The organism is Streptomyces sp. NPDC004609 (assembly GCF_042873655.1).
Classification (GTDB): Bacteria; Actinomycetota; Actinomycetes; order Streptomycetales; family Streptomycetaceae; genus Streptomyces.
Genome location: NZ_JBIALS010000008.1, coordinates 95761 through 109280, shown reverse-complemented (window position 1 = coordinate 109280; position 13520 = coordinate 95761). Strand labels below are relative to the sequence as shown.

10 protein-coding genes are annotated in these 13520 nt (G+C 73.0%); 4 read left to right on the top strand and 6 right to left on the bottom strand.

Translation table 11 applies throughout. The features are described from left to right. Positions 1-53: 53 nt before the first annotated feature. Together ACFYT4_RS10820 and hutH are read left to right on the top strand one after the other, a co-directional pair. Positions 54-1529, top strand: coding sequence for a diguanylate cyclase domain-containing protein (locus tag ACFYT4_RS10820; protein WP_389267208.1), 1476 nt, complete (start codon positions 54-56; stop codon positions 1527-1529). 271 nt (positions 1530-1800) lie between these two features. After that, the gene (gene hutH, locus ACFYT4_RS10815; protein WP_389267361.1) at positions 1801-3345 is read left to right on the top strand and encodes a histidine ammonia-lyase; all 1545 of its coding nucleotides are present in this window, start codon (positions 1801-1803) and stop codon (positions 3343-3345) included. 84 nt (positions 3346-3429) lie between these two features. Here hutH and ACFYT4_RS10810 read toward each other — a convergent pair whose 3' ends face one another. Then, positions 3430-3711 (bottom strand): hypothetical protein, encoded by a 282-nt coding sequence (locus tag ACFYT4_RS10810; RefSeq protein ID WP_389267207.1) that lies wholly within the window; start codon positions 3709-3711, stop codon positions 3430-3432. A gap of 430 nt (positions 3712-4141) precedes the next feature. On the opposite strand from ACFYT4_RS10810, the gene ACFYT4_RS10805 reads away from it, so the two are divergent. After that, the gene (locus ACFYT4_RS10805; RefSeq protein ID WP_389267206.1) at positions 4142-5404 is read left to right on the top strand and encodes an Ig-like domain-containing protein; all 1263 of its coding nucleotides are present in this window, start codon (positions 4142-4144) and stop codon (positions 5402-5404) included. A gap of 123 nt (positions 5405-5527) precedes the next feature. On the opposite strand, the gene ACFYT4_RS10800 is transcribed toward ACFYT4_RS10805, so the two are convergent. From ACFYT4_RS10800 to ACFYT4_RS10780, 5 genes are all read right to left on the bottom strand, one after another. Continuing rightward, a complete protein-coding gene (locus ACFYT4_RS10800) occupies positions 5528-7186 on the bottom strand; it encodes a glycosyltransferase family 87 protein (RefSeq protein WP_389267360.1) in 1659 nt (552 codons plus the stop codon). A gap of 182 nt (positions 7187-7368) precedes the next feature. Continuing rightward, positions 7369-9093 carry a ribosomal protection-like ABC-F family protein gene (gene abc-f / locus ACFYT4_RS10795; protein ID WP_389267205.1) on the bottom strand — a complete coding sequence of 575 codons (1725 nt, stop codon included), beginning with the start codon at positions 9091-9093 and terminating at the stop codon, positions 7369-7371. Between the two features lie 429 nt (positions 9094-9522). Further along, positions 9523-9798, bottom strand: coding sequence for an SH3 domain-containing protein (locus tag ACFYT4_RS10790; RefSeq protein WP_389267204.1), 276 nt, complete (start codon positions 9796-9798; stop codon positions 9523-9525). Positions 9799-10047: 249 nt separating this feature from the next. Continuing rightward, positions 10048-10761, bottom strand: a complete 714-nt coding sequence (gene msrA, locus ACFYT4_RS10785; RefSeq protein ID WP_389267203.1) for a peptide-methionine (S)-S-oxide reductase MsrA — start codon at positions 10759-10761, stop codon at positions 10048-10050. A gap of 248 nt (positions 10762-11009) precedes the next feature. Continuing rightward, positions 11010-12113, bottom strand: a complete 1104-nt coding sequence (locus ACFYT4_RS10780; protein ID WP_389267202.1) for a hypothetical protein — start codon at positions 12111-12113, stop codon at positions 11010-11012. A 70-nt stretch (positions 12114-12183) separates the two neighbouring features. Here ACFYT4_RS10780 and ACFYT4_RS10775 point away from each other — a divergent pair, with 70 nt between their 5' ends. Continuing rightward, a complete protein-coding gene (locus ACFYT4_RS10775; RefSeq protein ID WP_389267201.1) occupies positions 12184-13338 on the top strand; it encodes a cystathionine gamma-synthase in 1155 nt (384 codons plus the stop codon). Positions 13339-13520 lie beyond the last annotated feature (182 nt).

Below are 13520 nucleotides of genomic sequence, written 5' to 3'. Positions count from 1 at the left end.
GCCCGGCTCCGTTCAACCGATCAAAACCATGGAAACCCTCCTAAGCTGGGGTGATGGCTGAGGATCGGCGGTTGCGGGCCGTAGTGGCGCTGGCGCAGGCGATGGCGGCAGCGCAGACCCCGCGCGACTTCTGGCGCGCGGCGGCCCAGGGCGCCTGCGCCGCGCTCACCGGGTCGTTCGCCGCGCTGTCCGTGTGGGAGCGGGAGCTGGGCCGCCTCAAGGTGCTGGTGAACGCGGGGCGGCGGGCTCCGGACGAGGAGGAGTTCCCGGAGTCGGAGACCTATCCCGTCAACCGCTTCCCGGAGATCACGGAGTTCCTCCACGAACGCTGGGCGGGCGGCGGCGCACCGGAAGCCTGGGTCGAAACGGCCGAGCTCGCGCCGGACTTCCCGCCCGCGCCTCCCCCGGCATCAGCCTCCGGGACGGCGGGTGCCGGTGCCGCGTCCCGTACGGCCGCCGGGGTACCGGGGCCCGGGACACCCGCCGAGCCGCGCCCCAGGGCCCCCGGCTCCCCGGCCGCCGGGTCTCCTGAGACGGAGACGGGTCACCAGGACTCCGGGGCATCCGGGTCACCCGGGGCCGGGCATCACCCCGTCGGCGGGGCGGCCTGGGAGGAGGCCGGGCGGGGGTCGGTGGTCCCGGAGTACGGGCCGCCCGCCACGGCGCCCCGCAGCTACCGCCACCCCTCCGTGCCTCCCGTACCCGGCGGAGCCGAAGGGCGGGCCGCGGCCCTGCGGCGGCGGCACCGGGGGTCCTGTGTCGTGGCGCCGATCGTGCTGCACGGGCGTGCCTGGGGCGAGCTGTATGTCGCACGCCCGCTCGGCGCGCCCGTCTTCGACCGGGACGAGGCCGACTTCGCGACCGTGCTCGCGTCCGTCATCGCCGCCGGGATCGCGCAGACCGAGCGGCTGGAGGAGGTGCGCCGGCTGGCGTTCACGGATCCGCTCACGGGCCTCGCGAACCGTCGGGCCGTCGACATACGGCTCGACGAGGCGCTGGAGCGCCACCGTGAGGACGGGGTCGTCGTCAGTCTGGTGGTCTGCGATCTCAACGGGCTCAAGCGGGTGAACGACACCCACGGCCACGCGGTCGGCGACCGGCTGCTGGAGCGTTTCGGCTCGGTGCTGTCCCTCTGCGGCGCGATGCTGTCGGACGCGCTCTCCGCCCGCCTCGGCGGGGACGAGTTCTGCCTCCTGTGTGTGGGGCCGTCGTCCGACGAGGTGGTCCGGGTCGCCGACGAGCTCTGCGTACGCGCCGCCGAGCTGGAGCTGGGGGAGGGCGTGGCGTGCGGGGTCGCCTCGACCGGGGACCCGATCGGGCGGGTCGGAAGCGCCCGCAGGCTCTTCCGGCTCGCGGACGCGGCCCAGTACCGGGCCAAGGCCGCCCGCTCGCCCAAGCCGGTGGTCGCGGGCCGGGACGGCACCGTACTCCGCCTCGCGGACACCCCGCCGCGCCCGCAGCCGCAGGAGCGGCGCCGGTTCCGGGGTGTGGCGCCGGAGGACGCCGAGGAGCCGTGGAGCGAGCCCTGAGCCGCCGCGCCCGACGCCCGGCCCTGGTCCTCTCGGCCCTGATCCCGCGGCGGTCTCTCGGCGGTCTCGCGGCCCTGATCCCCCAACCTTGGTCTCTCGGCCGCTGATCTTCTCGGCCCTGATCCCGTGGCCCTGGCCTTTTGTCCCCGACTCGCCGGGCCCGGCTCCGCGCGTCCGGCACCCGGCCCGGTGCCTCCCGCCCGGTAAGGAGTCACCCCGGCCACCACTGGTGACGTATCGCAATTCAATCCGTACGCTGCTGAATATGCATATGCAGACACTCGTGGTGAACACGTCCGGCGCCACCGCGGCCGACGTCATCGCCGTGGCCCGCGGGGGCGCCCGTGTGGAGATCTCCGCCGCCGCCCTGGACGCCCTCGCCGCCGCGCGGGCGGTCGTGGACGCGCTGGCCGCCAAGCCCGAGCCCGTGTACGGCGTCTCCACCGGGTTCGGCGCGCTCGCGACCCGGCACATCGGCCAGGATCTCCGGGGCCGGCTCCAGCGCAACATCGTGCGCTCGCACGCCGCCGGCATGGGCCCGCACGTCGAGCGGGAGGTCGTGCGCGCGCTGATGTTCCTGCGGCTGAAGACCCTCTGCTCGGGGCACACCGGCGTACGCCCCGAGGTCGCGCGGACCATGGCCGACGTACTGAACGCCGGTATCACCCCCGTCGTCCACGAGTACGGCTCCCTCGGCTGCTCCGGAGATCTCGCACCGCTGTCCCACTGCGCCCTGACCCTCCTGGGCGAGGGCGACGCCGAGGGGCCGGACGGCCGGATCCGGCCCGCCGCCGAGCTGCTCGCGGAGCACGGCATCACCCCCGTCGAGCTGCGCGAGAAGGAGGGGCTGGCGCTCCTCAACGGCACCGACGGCATGCTCGGCATGCTCCTCCTGGCCATCGACGACCTCCAGCGGCTCTACACCAGCGCCGACATCACCGCCGCGCTCTCTCTCGAAGCGCTCCTCGGCACCGACAAGGTCCTCGCCCCCGAGCTGCACGCCCTCCGCCCCCACCCCGGGCAGGGCGCGTCCGCCGCCAATATGAGGGCCGTGCTCGCCGGATCCGGGCTCACCGGGCACTTCCAGCAGGACGAGGCCCCGCGCGTCCAGGACGCGTACTCCGTGCGCTGCGCCCCCCAGGTCGCGGGCGCGGGCCGGGACACCCTCGCGCACGCCCGTCTGGTCGCCGACCGCGAACTGGCCTCGGCCGTCGACAACCCCGTCGTCCTGCCGGACGAGGGCCGGGTCGAGTCCAACGGCAACTTCCACGGCGCCCCCGTCGCCTACGTCCTCGACTTCCTCGCCGTCGTCGCCGCCGACCTCGGCTCCATCGCCGAGCGCCGCACCGACCGGCTCCTCGACCGGAACCGCAGCCACGGCCTCCCGCCCTTCCTCGCCGACGACGCGGGTGTGGACTCGGGCCTGATGATCGCCCAGTACACCCAGGCCGCCCTGGTCGGCGAGATGAAGCGGCTCGCGGTCCCGGCGTCCGCCGACTCGATCCCGTCCTCCGCGATGCAGGAGGACCATGTGTCGATGGGCTGGTCGGCCGCCCGCAAGCTCCGGACCTCGGTCGCCGCGCTCGGGCGGATCATCGCGGTCGAGCTGTACGCGGCGACCCGGGCGATCGAGCTGCGGCACGGTCTCACCCCCGCGCCCGCCTCACGCGCGGCCATCGACGCGCTGCGCGCCGCCGGGGTGGGCGGGCCGGGGCCCGACCGCTACCTCGCGCCCGATCTGGAGGCGGTGGACGCGTTCGTACGGGAGGGAAGGCTCATCGCGGCGGTGGAGCGGGTGACCGGCCCGCTCGCCTGAGAGCACGGGCTGTGCACCGCCCGTCACCCGTTCGGCGCACGGTTCACCGCCCGTCGCCGGGCCCCTGCGGGCCGCGGGGTCCGTTCACATCCGGACGGGCCCCCGCCGGCGCGTCGCATAGGTCACGAACCCCACCCCGACCCCGAGGAACGCCGTCCCGCCGATCAGGTACGGGGTGGTGTCGAAGCTGCCCGTGGCGGCCAGCCGCAGTTCCTGGGAGTCCGTGCCCTGCGTTCCGGCGGAGCTGTGCTGTCTGCCGTCGTCCTCGTTCTCGGCCGTGGCGTTCGCCGACGGAACGAACCACAGCGCACAGAGCAGAGACCCCGCGGCCGCGGCGGTCAGAAGCGGACGGCGTGTGACGGACACGAACTCGATCTCCCTTGGCACATCGTGGACTTGGGCGTCGGCTGATGCTAGTGAACCCGGCGGCCCGCGGGAAAGCCGGGCCGCTCCGGGCCCTGACCTCGGGCATATGACCGCTGCTGAGTCATCACGGTATGTACGGTTGACGGAGGAATCACTCCTGAAGATCGGATCGAACGCGACCCCGATGCGGTCGGGCGGGACCCCGACCAGCAGGATGGCGGGAGATCAGGGAGGGGCGGCCGGCCGGATCGAGCCGTGCGACGGCCACGGTGAACCCGGACAACCGGGGATACGTGGGGCGTACGGCGGCCGGAAGGCCAGGGTACGGCGAGTGGTATTCGCCACATTCTGCGAAGGATGTGGAACCGGGTACCCCGAGATAGATGTTGTCCCCAATGGTTCGGTAGTTCGGTCAGGGGACTCGGCGACGATGGAGAAGCGTGTGAAGAGGGACAGCAAGCGGCGCAAGGGCCTCATGGTCGCGTCCGCTGTGCTCGGCGGTGCATTGGTGCTGTCGGCCTGTAGTGACGGCGGGGACAAGGGCGGCAGCAGCGCGGACAGCACGAAGACGTCGCAGGCCCAGGTCGACGAGGCGGCCGCGAAGAAGGTCTCCGAAGCCCGAATAGTCATCGAGCCCAGGACCGGTACGAACAACGCGAGCATCAACAACGCCAAGGTCACTGTCACCGCCGGTACGCTCACCGACGTCACCCTGGCCACCGCCGACGGCAAGGCCGTCGAGGGCAAGCTGGCCGCGGACGGCAAGAGCTGGACCCCGGTCAAGGCGCTGGAGCGGTCCACCGCGTACAAGGTCACCGCCACCGCGAAGGACGCCAACGGCTTGGAGGCCCACGAGAACTCCTCCTTCACGACGGTCTCGCCGGACAACAGCTTCATCGGCAACTTCACGCCGGAGGACGGCTCCACCGTCGGCGTCGGCATGCCGGTGTCGATCAACTTCAACAAGCCGATCACCGACAAGAAGGCCGTGCAGTCCGGCATCACCGTGTCGTCCACCAGCGGCCAGGAGGTCGTCGGGCACTGGTTCAACTCCCAGCGCCTGGACTTCCGGCCGGATCAGTACTGGCAGGAGGGCTCCACCGTCACGCTGAAGCTCGCGCTGGACGGGGTCGAGGGCGCGAACGGCGTCTTCGGCGTCCAGCAGAAGACGGTGACCTTCACGATCGGCCGCAATCAGGTCTCCACCGTCGACGCCCGGACCAAGATGATGACGGTCACGCAGGACGGCAAGACGGTCAGGACCATCCCGATCTCCGCGGGCGCGCCCTCCACGCCGACGTACAACGGACAGATGGTGATCTCCGAGAAGTTCAAGGAGACCCGGATGAACGGCGCGACGGTCGGCTTCACGGACTCCGACGGCAAGGGCGAGTACGACATCAAGGACGTCCCGCACGCGATGCGGCTGTCCACGTCGGGCACGTTCATCCACGGCAACTACTGGGGCCGCGGGGTCTTCGGCAACTCCAACACCAGCCACGGCTGTGTCGGGCTGGAGGACTCCCAGGGGGCCAACAACCCCAACAAGCCCGGCGCCTGGTTCTACGACAACTCGATGATCGGCGATGTCGTCATCGTGAAGAACTCCAAGGACAAGACCATCAAGCCGGACAACGGCCTGAACGGCTGGAACATGAACTGGGCCGACTGGAAGGCCGGTTCGCAGGTCTGACCCGGGCCCAGGCTCCGGCCCAGACCCGGCCCCGGCTCCGGCCGACGCTCCGGATCGCGCGGTGTCCCCTCGGGGGCACCGCGCCTTTCGTTTGCGGCCCTCGCCTCCGGCGCGGGTGCGCCGTCAGCAGGCCGCGCCGGAGGAGCGCGGGAAGCGGTACGGGGAGGCCAGGGTGTAGTCGCCGGGGCGGTCCACCGTCAGCCGGGTCCACTCGCCCGCCTGCCGGAGGCACGCGCCTTCGGCGCGGAGCCAGGGGGAGTGGGCGACCCGTACCGTCACCGAGCCGGCCGCGGGCATCCGGACGACCAGCTCGGCGGCGTCGGCGCGGACCACCGTCGCCGGGGAGGAGACCAGGGGCACCGCGTCCCGTACGCGGTAGATCGTCCAGCCGTCGTCGCGCCAGACCCGCTCCAGCCACGGCGGTTCACTCTGTACGATCGCGGCCTCGCCCCGGGCCGGGCCGTCCGGCCGGCCGTGGTGGAGGACGACGTAGCCGACCGCCCAGTGGTCCAGCCAGGCACGGTACGTCCGGGGGTCCAGCGACCCGTCGTAGAACAGGCGCCCCCGCTCCACGTCGAGCTGGCGGTTCCAGCCGCGCGCCATGTTGATGTGCGGGGCGAGGACGGTGGCCTCGCGGTGGTTGCGGGCGGGGACCACCTCGACGCGCGTACGGTCCGCGCCGAGCCGCTCCAGCTCCCGTACGACACCGCCGGTGTTCGCGGCCCAGGACGGGACCTTGTTGGAGACGGCGAGATCGTCCTCGGTCTTGTCGATCAGCCAGTTGGTGTTGACGGCGAGGGCGGCGACGAGCGCGAACCGGAGCGCGAGGGTCCGGGCCCGGCCGCCACGACCGGCGTCACCGCCCGCACCCGCCTCGGCACCGGCCGTGGCGGGAGGGGCGGTGCCGGGACCCGTACCGCCCCCGGCGCGCAGGAAGGCCGCCACTCCGCCCGCGGCGCTCACCCCCGTCACCACCGCCGCGAGCAGCACGGGCGGCCCCGCCAGCCCCGCCAGGCGCTCGACGTTCCGCCCGATCGGCGAGGGGATGACGTAGGTCAGGACGACTCCGAGCCCGTACACCAGGGCTCCGTACCGCACCACACGCCACTCGCGCGGCGCGGTGAGAGCCACCGCCGCCGACACGACGAGCGGCAGCCACAGCTTCTCCGCCTGCATCGGCATCTCGCCCTTGAAGGGGAAGAGGAGCGTCGTCACCGCCACCACCAGCGCGGGCGGCACCACCAGCGCCACCGCCGGACGCCACCGCCGGTCCAGCAGATACGCGGCTCCCGCGACCACCAGGAAGAGGCCGGCGACCGGGCTCGCCATCGTCGCGAGCGCCGCGCACACACCGGCGAGCACCGGTCTGCGGACGTACAGCAGCGCCAGCAGCGCGATCGCGACGCCCAGCGCGAACGTGGTGCGCCCGGACGCGATGTTCGCCCAGAGCGCGCCCGTCCCGGCGAGCGCGGGCCACAGCGGACGCGTCACCCCGCTGCGGACGACGAGCCGGGCCAGCGCCCAGGTCGCGAGGAGCCCGGCGGCGACCGAAACCGCCCGCACTCCGAACACGGCCATCAACGGCGGGGCCAGCAGACTGTAGTTGGCGGTGTGCATTCCGCCGTACCAGGAGAGGTTGTACGCCGACGACGGATGCCGTTCCGTGAAGCCCGTCCACGCCAGCTGGGCCGCGAGATCGCCGCCGCCCGTGGCGAGCCAGCCCGCCCACAGGACGTACAGCGGCACGGCGACGGCGGTCGCGACGAGCGGAACGCGCCACAGCGGGACGCGCCACCGGGGTGCCGCGTCCCGCTCGTCCTCCGCGCGCCCCGGCACGGCCGCCGTCACCGTCGTCTCTGCCCGCTGCTCACTGATTCCCACGCGGAAACCCTAACGGCGTGATCGCGCCACACGGCCGCCGCGTCCGGGCCATGTTCGAGCGTCGTTCGATCGGATCCGTGAGGTCAGGCCGTCAGCGGCGCGGTGGGCGGTGCCGTTTTCGGAGTCGTTCGCGCTGCTGTCGGCGGTGCCGTTCGCGGCGCCGGCCGGTGCGTCCGAGGTGGCGCCGTCAGCCGTCCGGAACGCAGCTCCAGCCGCTCACCCCCGAAGCCGCTCCGGAACCGCCGGTCGTGCGACACCGCGACGATCGCGCCCCGGTAGGACGCCAGCGCCTCCTCCAACTCCTCCACCAGACTCAGCGCCACATGGTTGGTCGGCTCGTCGAGGACGAGCAGATCCGCGGGCGAGGCCAGCAGCCGGGCCAGCTCCAGCCGCCGCCGCTGCCCCACCGAGAGCGCCGAGACCGCGACGGTCAGGTCCTCCTCCCGGAACAGCCCGGTCCCGAGCAACTCGTCCGCGTACTCCTCGGGCAGCCCGCGCCGCCCGCGCGCGTAGGCGCGGAGCAGCGGCTCGGGCGAGGGGACCGGCGGCAGCTCCTGGCGGAGATATCCGATCCTCACCCGTTCCCGGTGGTGGACCGTGCCCCGGTCGGGGCGCAGTTCACCGGCCAGGACGCGCAACAGGGTCGTCTTGCCCGCGCCGTTCGGGCCGGTCACCAGCAGCCGGTGCCCCGACTCCACCCGGAGCCCGTCCAGCCGCAGCCGGTCGCCGACGGCGATGTCCGTCAGCTCGGCGAGGAGTCCCGTGCGGCCGGAGGTGACGGGCCGCGCCCTGAACCGCAGCGGCTCGGGCGGCGCGGCCACGGGCTCCCGCCGGAGCCGCTCCAGCCGCACACGGGCGGCCCGGACCTGCCCGGACAGCTTGGCGTCGTGCGAGCGGCGGTGCTTGCCGAAGCCCTGGCGGGGGTCCTTCCCGCTCGTCGCCAGCCGCTGTCCGGCCGCCGCGACCAGCTCCGTCGTACGGGCCAGCTCGTCCAGCCACTCCTGGTGCTCCTGCTCCCGGCGGCGGCGGGCGGCGGCCTTCGCCGTGCGGTAGCCCTCCCAGCCGTCGCCGTACCGGTGCACCGCGCGGGTGTCCCGGTCGACCTCCAGGATGGTGGTGGCGACGCGTTCCAGAAACGCCCGGTCGTGGGTGACGGCGACGACCGTGCCCCGGTGTTGCCTGAGCCGGTCCTCCAGCCACTCGGTGGCCCGGCGGTCCAGATGGTTCGTCGGCTCGTCGAGCAGCAGCAACTCGGGTGCGGCGGCGAGCACACACGCCAGCGCGAGCCGCGACTGCTCCCCGCCCGACAGCGTGCCGAGCCTGCGCCCGCGCCCGATCCCGGCCAGCCCGAGAGCCTGGAACGCGGCGTCGACACGGGCGTCCGCCGCGTATCCGCCGCGCTCCTCGAACGCGGTCAGCAGATCCCCGTACGCGGTGAGCGCCTCCTCGCCCGCGTCGGTTTCGAGGTCCTTCTCGGCCTGCCGCAGCCGCCGCTCCAGGTCACGCAGTCCGGCGAGCGCGGCATCGACGGCGTCGCGGACGGTGTGTCCGGGCCCGAGCCCGAAGGTCTCGGCGATCGTCTGGGCGAGATGCCCGGTCCCGCCGGGGGCGCCGACGGTGATCTCGCCGGTGTCGGGCGCGTCGGCTCCGGCGATCAGGCGGAGGAGGGTGGACTTCCCGGAGCCGTTCTCACCGATGACTCCGGCGCGTTCGCCGGGCCGGACGGTGAGCGACACCTGATCGAGGACGGGGCGGGTGCCGTACGCCTTGGAGACGTCCTTCATGGTCAGTTGGGCGCGTTCGCGCATGGTTCTTTCCCTGATGACGAAGAGGGTTCGGTGAGGGACGGGCGACGGCGGACGGCAGCGGAACTCACTCGCTCACGGTCGGAGCGAGTGGCTCGACGCGGCGTCCGCGCCCGGAATCAGAGAAAGAAGTAGTGCTTGTGCGAACCCATGCGCCCAGGCTAGCCAGGGGGCCGCTCCCGCGCACGCGGATATCCGCTGGACAGGTGGAGCCCGGGACGGCGGGAATCGCACGCGGGCGGGCGCCGCCGTGCGCGTTCCCGTACGAGCGAGGCCGGCCCACCGGCCGCGGCGGGGGTCCCGGGGACGGCCGGCTCCCGTGCGGTGCTCGCGCCGGTACCACCGCGCCCGCCGGGCACAGCCCCGGTCCCGGGGGAGCCACGGGGCTGCCCCGGGACGGCTTCGGGCGGCTCTGAAGGGGTTGGTCCGCCGTCAGCCCTGCGGGGACGCCGGTTCGACGTCCTTGGACAGCGACACGTCTCCGGTGTTGTCGACGTGCCGGGCGGCGACCCACGCGGCCTTGTCGCGGAGCAGGTACCAGATGCTGTTGCCGTCGATGGTCTGGGCGTGCACCTTGCTGCGCAGACCGACCTCGGCGCCCTGGTTCAGGTTGCCGATGACGGAGGAGTCCGTGCTCGGATACTTCCGCAGGTTGACGCCGATGTTGCTGACGACGGTGCCGAACGGCTTGGGTGGACTGGGCATCATGACCTCCAGGGGTTCGCCGGAGCGGCGAGACGTTGTCCGGTATCCGGACAGATTGCTCGCACGATAAGGGCGATCCCCACCGGGGAGCCGGAGGCGTGCGGGGCACGCCACGACCGGCGCACAAGCGTCATTCCGATGGATCCGTCCCTCAGCCCGGCCCGGCCCCCAGAGCCTCCACCAGCACACCGGACAGCTCCCCGGCGGCCGCCGTCCGGTCGGGTGATCCCGGCGGAAGCGGCCTCCGAGGGCCTACTTCTCCGGGGTTTCGGGCGCCGGAGCCACGCCCGTCGGGCACGACGCCCCCCAGTTCGTCTCGAACGGGGCATCCAGCTCGACGCCCGTGCCGCCGATGCCGCAGTAGCCGGCGGGGTTCTTGTCGAGGTACTGCTGGTGGTACGCCTCGGCCGGGTAGAAGGGGCGGCCCTCCGCGGGGAGCAGTTCGGTGGTGATCGTGCCGTAGCCCGAGGCCGTCAGGACCCGCTGGTACGCCTCGCGGGAGGCGGCGGCCGTCGCGGACTGGGCGGGGGAGTGGGCGTAGATCGCCGAACGGTACTGGGTGCCGACGTCATTGCCCTGACGGAAGCCCTGGGTGGGGTCGTGGGACTCCCAGAAGAGCTTCAGGAGCCGCTCGTACGAGACCACCGACGGGTCGAAGACGACGCGGACGGCCTCGGTGTGGCCCGTGAGGCCGGAGCATGCCTCCTCGTAGGTGGGGTTCGGGGTGTGGCCGCCCTGGTAGCCGACGAGGGTGGTCCAGACACCGGGGGTCTGCCAGAACTTTCGCTCCGCGCCCCAGAAACAGCCCAGGCCGAAGTCCGCGATCTCCAGACCCCCGGGGTACGGGCCCAGCAGCGGGTTGCCCAGGACCGTGTGGCGGTCGGGCACCGTGAAGGCGGGGGTGGGGCGGCCGGGGAGGGCCTCGTCCGGGGTGGGGAGGGCGGGGGCGCGGCGGGACAGGAACATGCGTGCTCCTCCTCGGAGGTATCTCGGTAATGGAGGAACGCGCGGGGCGCTTCCGGCATTCCTCCGGGTGCCGTGGGGGAGCACTCCCCGGCCCCCGCCACCGGCGCCGGGCCCGGACCCGCCGCCACCGGCACCCGCCCCCGTCCCAGCGTCCATCCCGGCGCCCGAACCCCGCCCCGGGCCCGAACCCCGCCCCGGGCCCGGGCGCGCCCGCGCCCACTGCCTGCCCGGTGACGGCGGCCCGCCCGCTACCGCCGCAGTGTCACCGGGCTGCCGCCGTTCGCCTCGTAGCCCGCCACCGCCAGGTTCCGGTACACGGTGTACTCCGCCGCCGGGTCGTCGCTCAGCGTCCACGGCAGGGCGCCCACGTGGCCGTCCACCCAGATGAGCTGGTTCATCGCCTCGGCCCACCGCTCGGACCGTACGAGGAAGCCGATGAGCAGATGGCGTACGTGCGCCAGCATCGGGTCGCCCGGGCGGGCGGAGTGGACCGCGTACAGCGCGCCCTCGACGGCCTTGGTGACGACCGCGCTCTGATAGAAGCCCTGCACCAGGACCAGGTCCGGGATGTGCTCATGGACGGCGAACAGGGGCAGCGCGGCCAGCAGCGAGCCCTGGGGCGCGCGGGCCGCGGCCGTCGTCGCGAAGTGGTCGGCCTCCTCACGGCTGCCGTGCCACTTCTCGCACCAGTAGTGCAGCGCCGCCAGATGCGCGCCCATGTGCTCCGGCGCGCGGTCGATCACCTTCGCCCACACCTGGTCGAAGCGGTCGTGGGGGTAGCCGAGGCCACGCGCCACGGCCAGCTCCACGATGTACGGAACGGGGTCGCCCGGAGCCAGCAGCGCGGCCTCCTCGCAGACCCCGCGCGCCTCCTCCAGGATGATCCGGAAGTCGTCCTCGCCGACGGACGAGGACCGCCACGCCTGCTGCACCAGGAACTCCGCGTGCACCTGCGCCCCGCCCGCGTCCTTCGGTGCCTCCGCCCGCCAGGTCCGCAGCCAGGCCCCGCCCACGCCGGGCTTCTGCGCGAGTTCGAGTGACGCGGCACCGGCGAACGCCTGGACCCGCTGCCAGCGGACCTCCCCCTCCGCGGGCGTGCCCGCCAGCAGCTGGGAGGCCGCCTGCCAGCTCTGGGTGCGCTGGACGACGTCGAGCACATCGAGGAGATCCTGGTCGGGGCCGGGCAGCCGGATGTCCAGCTCCTCTTGGCGGAGAAAGCCGTAGTCGTCCGGGTTGGCCGCGTCCGGGGAGCGGGGGTCGACCTGCTGGAGGCCCGAGCGGCGGCGGTTGACGAAGGGGACGAGGATGCCGACCAGCAGCGCCATCGCGATCAGGAACCAGAGAATCTCCATGTCGCCATTGTCCCGGACCGCGCCGGACGGCTGCCACGAGTGGGCTCCCGCGGCGTTACCCTCGGGCCTCATGAGCCACCAGCACAGCTTCCACAACCTCGAAACCCTCGCGATCCACGCGGGCAACACCGCCGACCCGCTGACCGGCGCGGTCGTCCCGCCCATCTACCAGGTGTCCACGTACAAGCAGGACGGGGTGGGCGGGCTGCGCGGCGGCTACGAGTACAGCCGCAGCGCCAACCCGACCCGTACCGCGCTGGAGGAGAACCTCGCGGCGCTGGAGGGCGGCCGGCGCGGGCTCGCCTTCGCGTCCGGGCTCGCGGCGGAGGACGCCCTGCTGCGTACGCTCCTCGAACCGGGCGACCATGTCGTGATCCCGAACGACGCGTACGGCGGCACCTTCCGTCTCTTCGCGAAGGTCGTCGCGCGGTGGGGCGTCGAGTGGTCGGTCGCCGACACCTCCGACGCGGCCGCCGTGCGGGCCGCCATCACTCCCAGGACCAAGCTGATCTGGGTCGAGACGCCCTCCAACCCGCTGCTCGGCATCACGGACATCGCGGTGCTCGCAGAGATCGCCCACAGCGCGAACGCCCGGCTGGTGGTGGACAACACCTTCGCCAGCCCCTATCTCCAGCAGCCGATCGCGCTCGGCGCGGACATCGTCGTGCACTCGCTCACCAAGTACATGGGCGGGCACTCCGACGTCGTCGGCGGCGCGCTGATCGCGGCGGACGCGGCGGTCGGCGAGGAACTCGCCTACCACCAGAACGCGATGGGCGCGGTCGCGGGCCCCTTCGACTCCTGGCTGGTGCTGCGCGGGATCAAGACGCTGCCCGTCCGCATGGACCGGCACAGCGAGAACGCCGGACGGGTCGCCGAGATGCTGTCGCGCCACCCGAAGGTCACCGAGGTGCTCTACCCGGGACTGCCGGACCACCCGGGCCACGAGATCGCGGCCAAGCAGATGAAGTCCTTCGGCGGGATGGTCTCCTTCCGCGTCCGCGGCGGCGAGGAGGCGGCGGTCGAGGTCTGCAACCGGGCGGAGCTGTTCACGCTCGGTGAGTCCCTGGGCGGAGTCGAGTCGCTGATCGAGCACCCGGGCCGGATGACCCACGCGTCGGTCGCGGGGTCCGCGCTGGAGGTGCCGGCGGATCTGGTGCGGCTGTCGGTGGGCATCGAGGCGGCCGACGATCTGCTCGCGGACCTTCAGCGGGCGCTGGGCTAGCAGCGGGCCAGCAGTGACGTTACGGCTCCGCACGGCCCGGCCTGCACCGCAGGGCTCCGTACCGCCTCGTATCCCCGCGCGTACGGTTCGGTCCGGTTCGCAGGACGATTCCGGTCGTACGGAGTACCTGCCGGTCGTACGGGTACGGGGTACGGCTCCGCACGGATCCGTGCGGTCCTGGC

What these genes read in the sequence shown, in the direction of transcription:
- ACFYT4_RS10805 (WP_389267206.1), top strand. Translation starts at nt 4,142, where the DNA reads ATGGAGAAGCGTGTGAAGAGGGACAGCAAGCGGCGCAAGGGCCTCATG.
- ACFYT4_RS10780 (WP_389267202.1), bottom strand. Translation starts at nt 12,113, where the DNA reads ATGGAGATTCTCTGGTTCCTGATCGCGATGGCGCTGCTGGTCGGCATC.
- ACFYT4_RS10820 (WP_389267208.1), top strand. Translation starts at nt 54, where the DNA reads ATGGCTGAGGATCGGCGGTTGCGGGCCGTAGTGGCGCTGGCGCAGGCG.
- ACFYT4_RS10790 (WP_389267204.1), bottom strand. Translation starts at nt 9,798, where the DNA reads ATGATGCCCAGTCCACCCAAGCCGTTCGGCACCGTCGTCAGCAACATC.
- hutH (WP_389267361.1), top strand. Translation starts at nt 1,801, where the DNA reads ATGCAGACACTCGTGGTGAACACGTCCGGCGCCACCGCGGCCGACGTC.
- ACFYT4_RS10775 (WP_389267201.1), top strand. Translation starts at nt 12,184, where the DNA reads ATGAGCCACCAGCACAGCTTCCACAACCTCGAAACCCTCGCGATCCAC.
- msrA (WP_389267203.1), bottom strand. Translation starts at nt 10,761, where the DNA reads ATGTTCCTGTCCCGCCGCGCCCCCGCCCTCCCCACCCCGGACGAGGCC.
- abc-f (WP_389267205.1), bottom strand. Translation starts at nt 9,093, where the DNA reads ATGCGCGAACGCGCCCAACTGACCATGAAGGACGTCTCCAAGGCGTAC.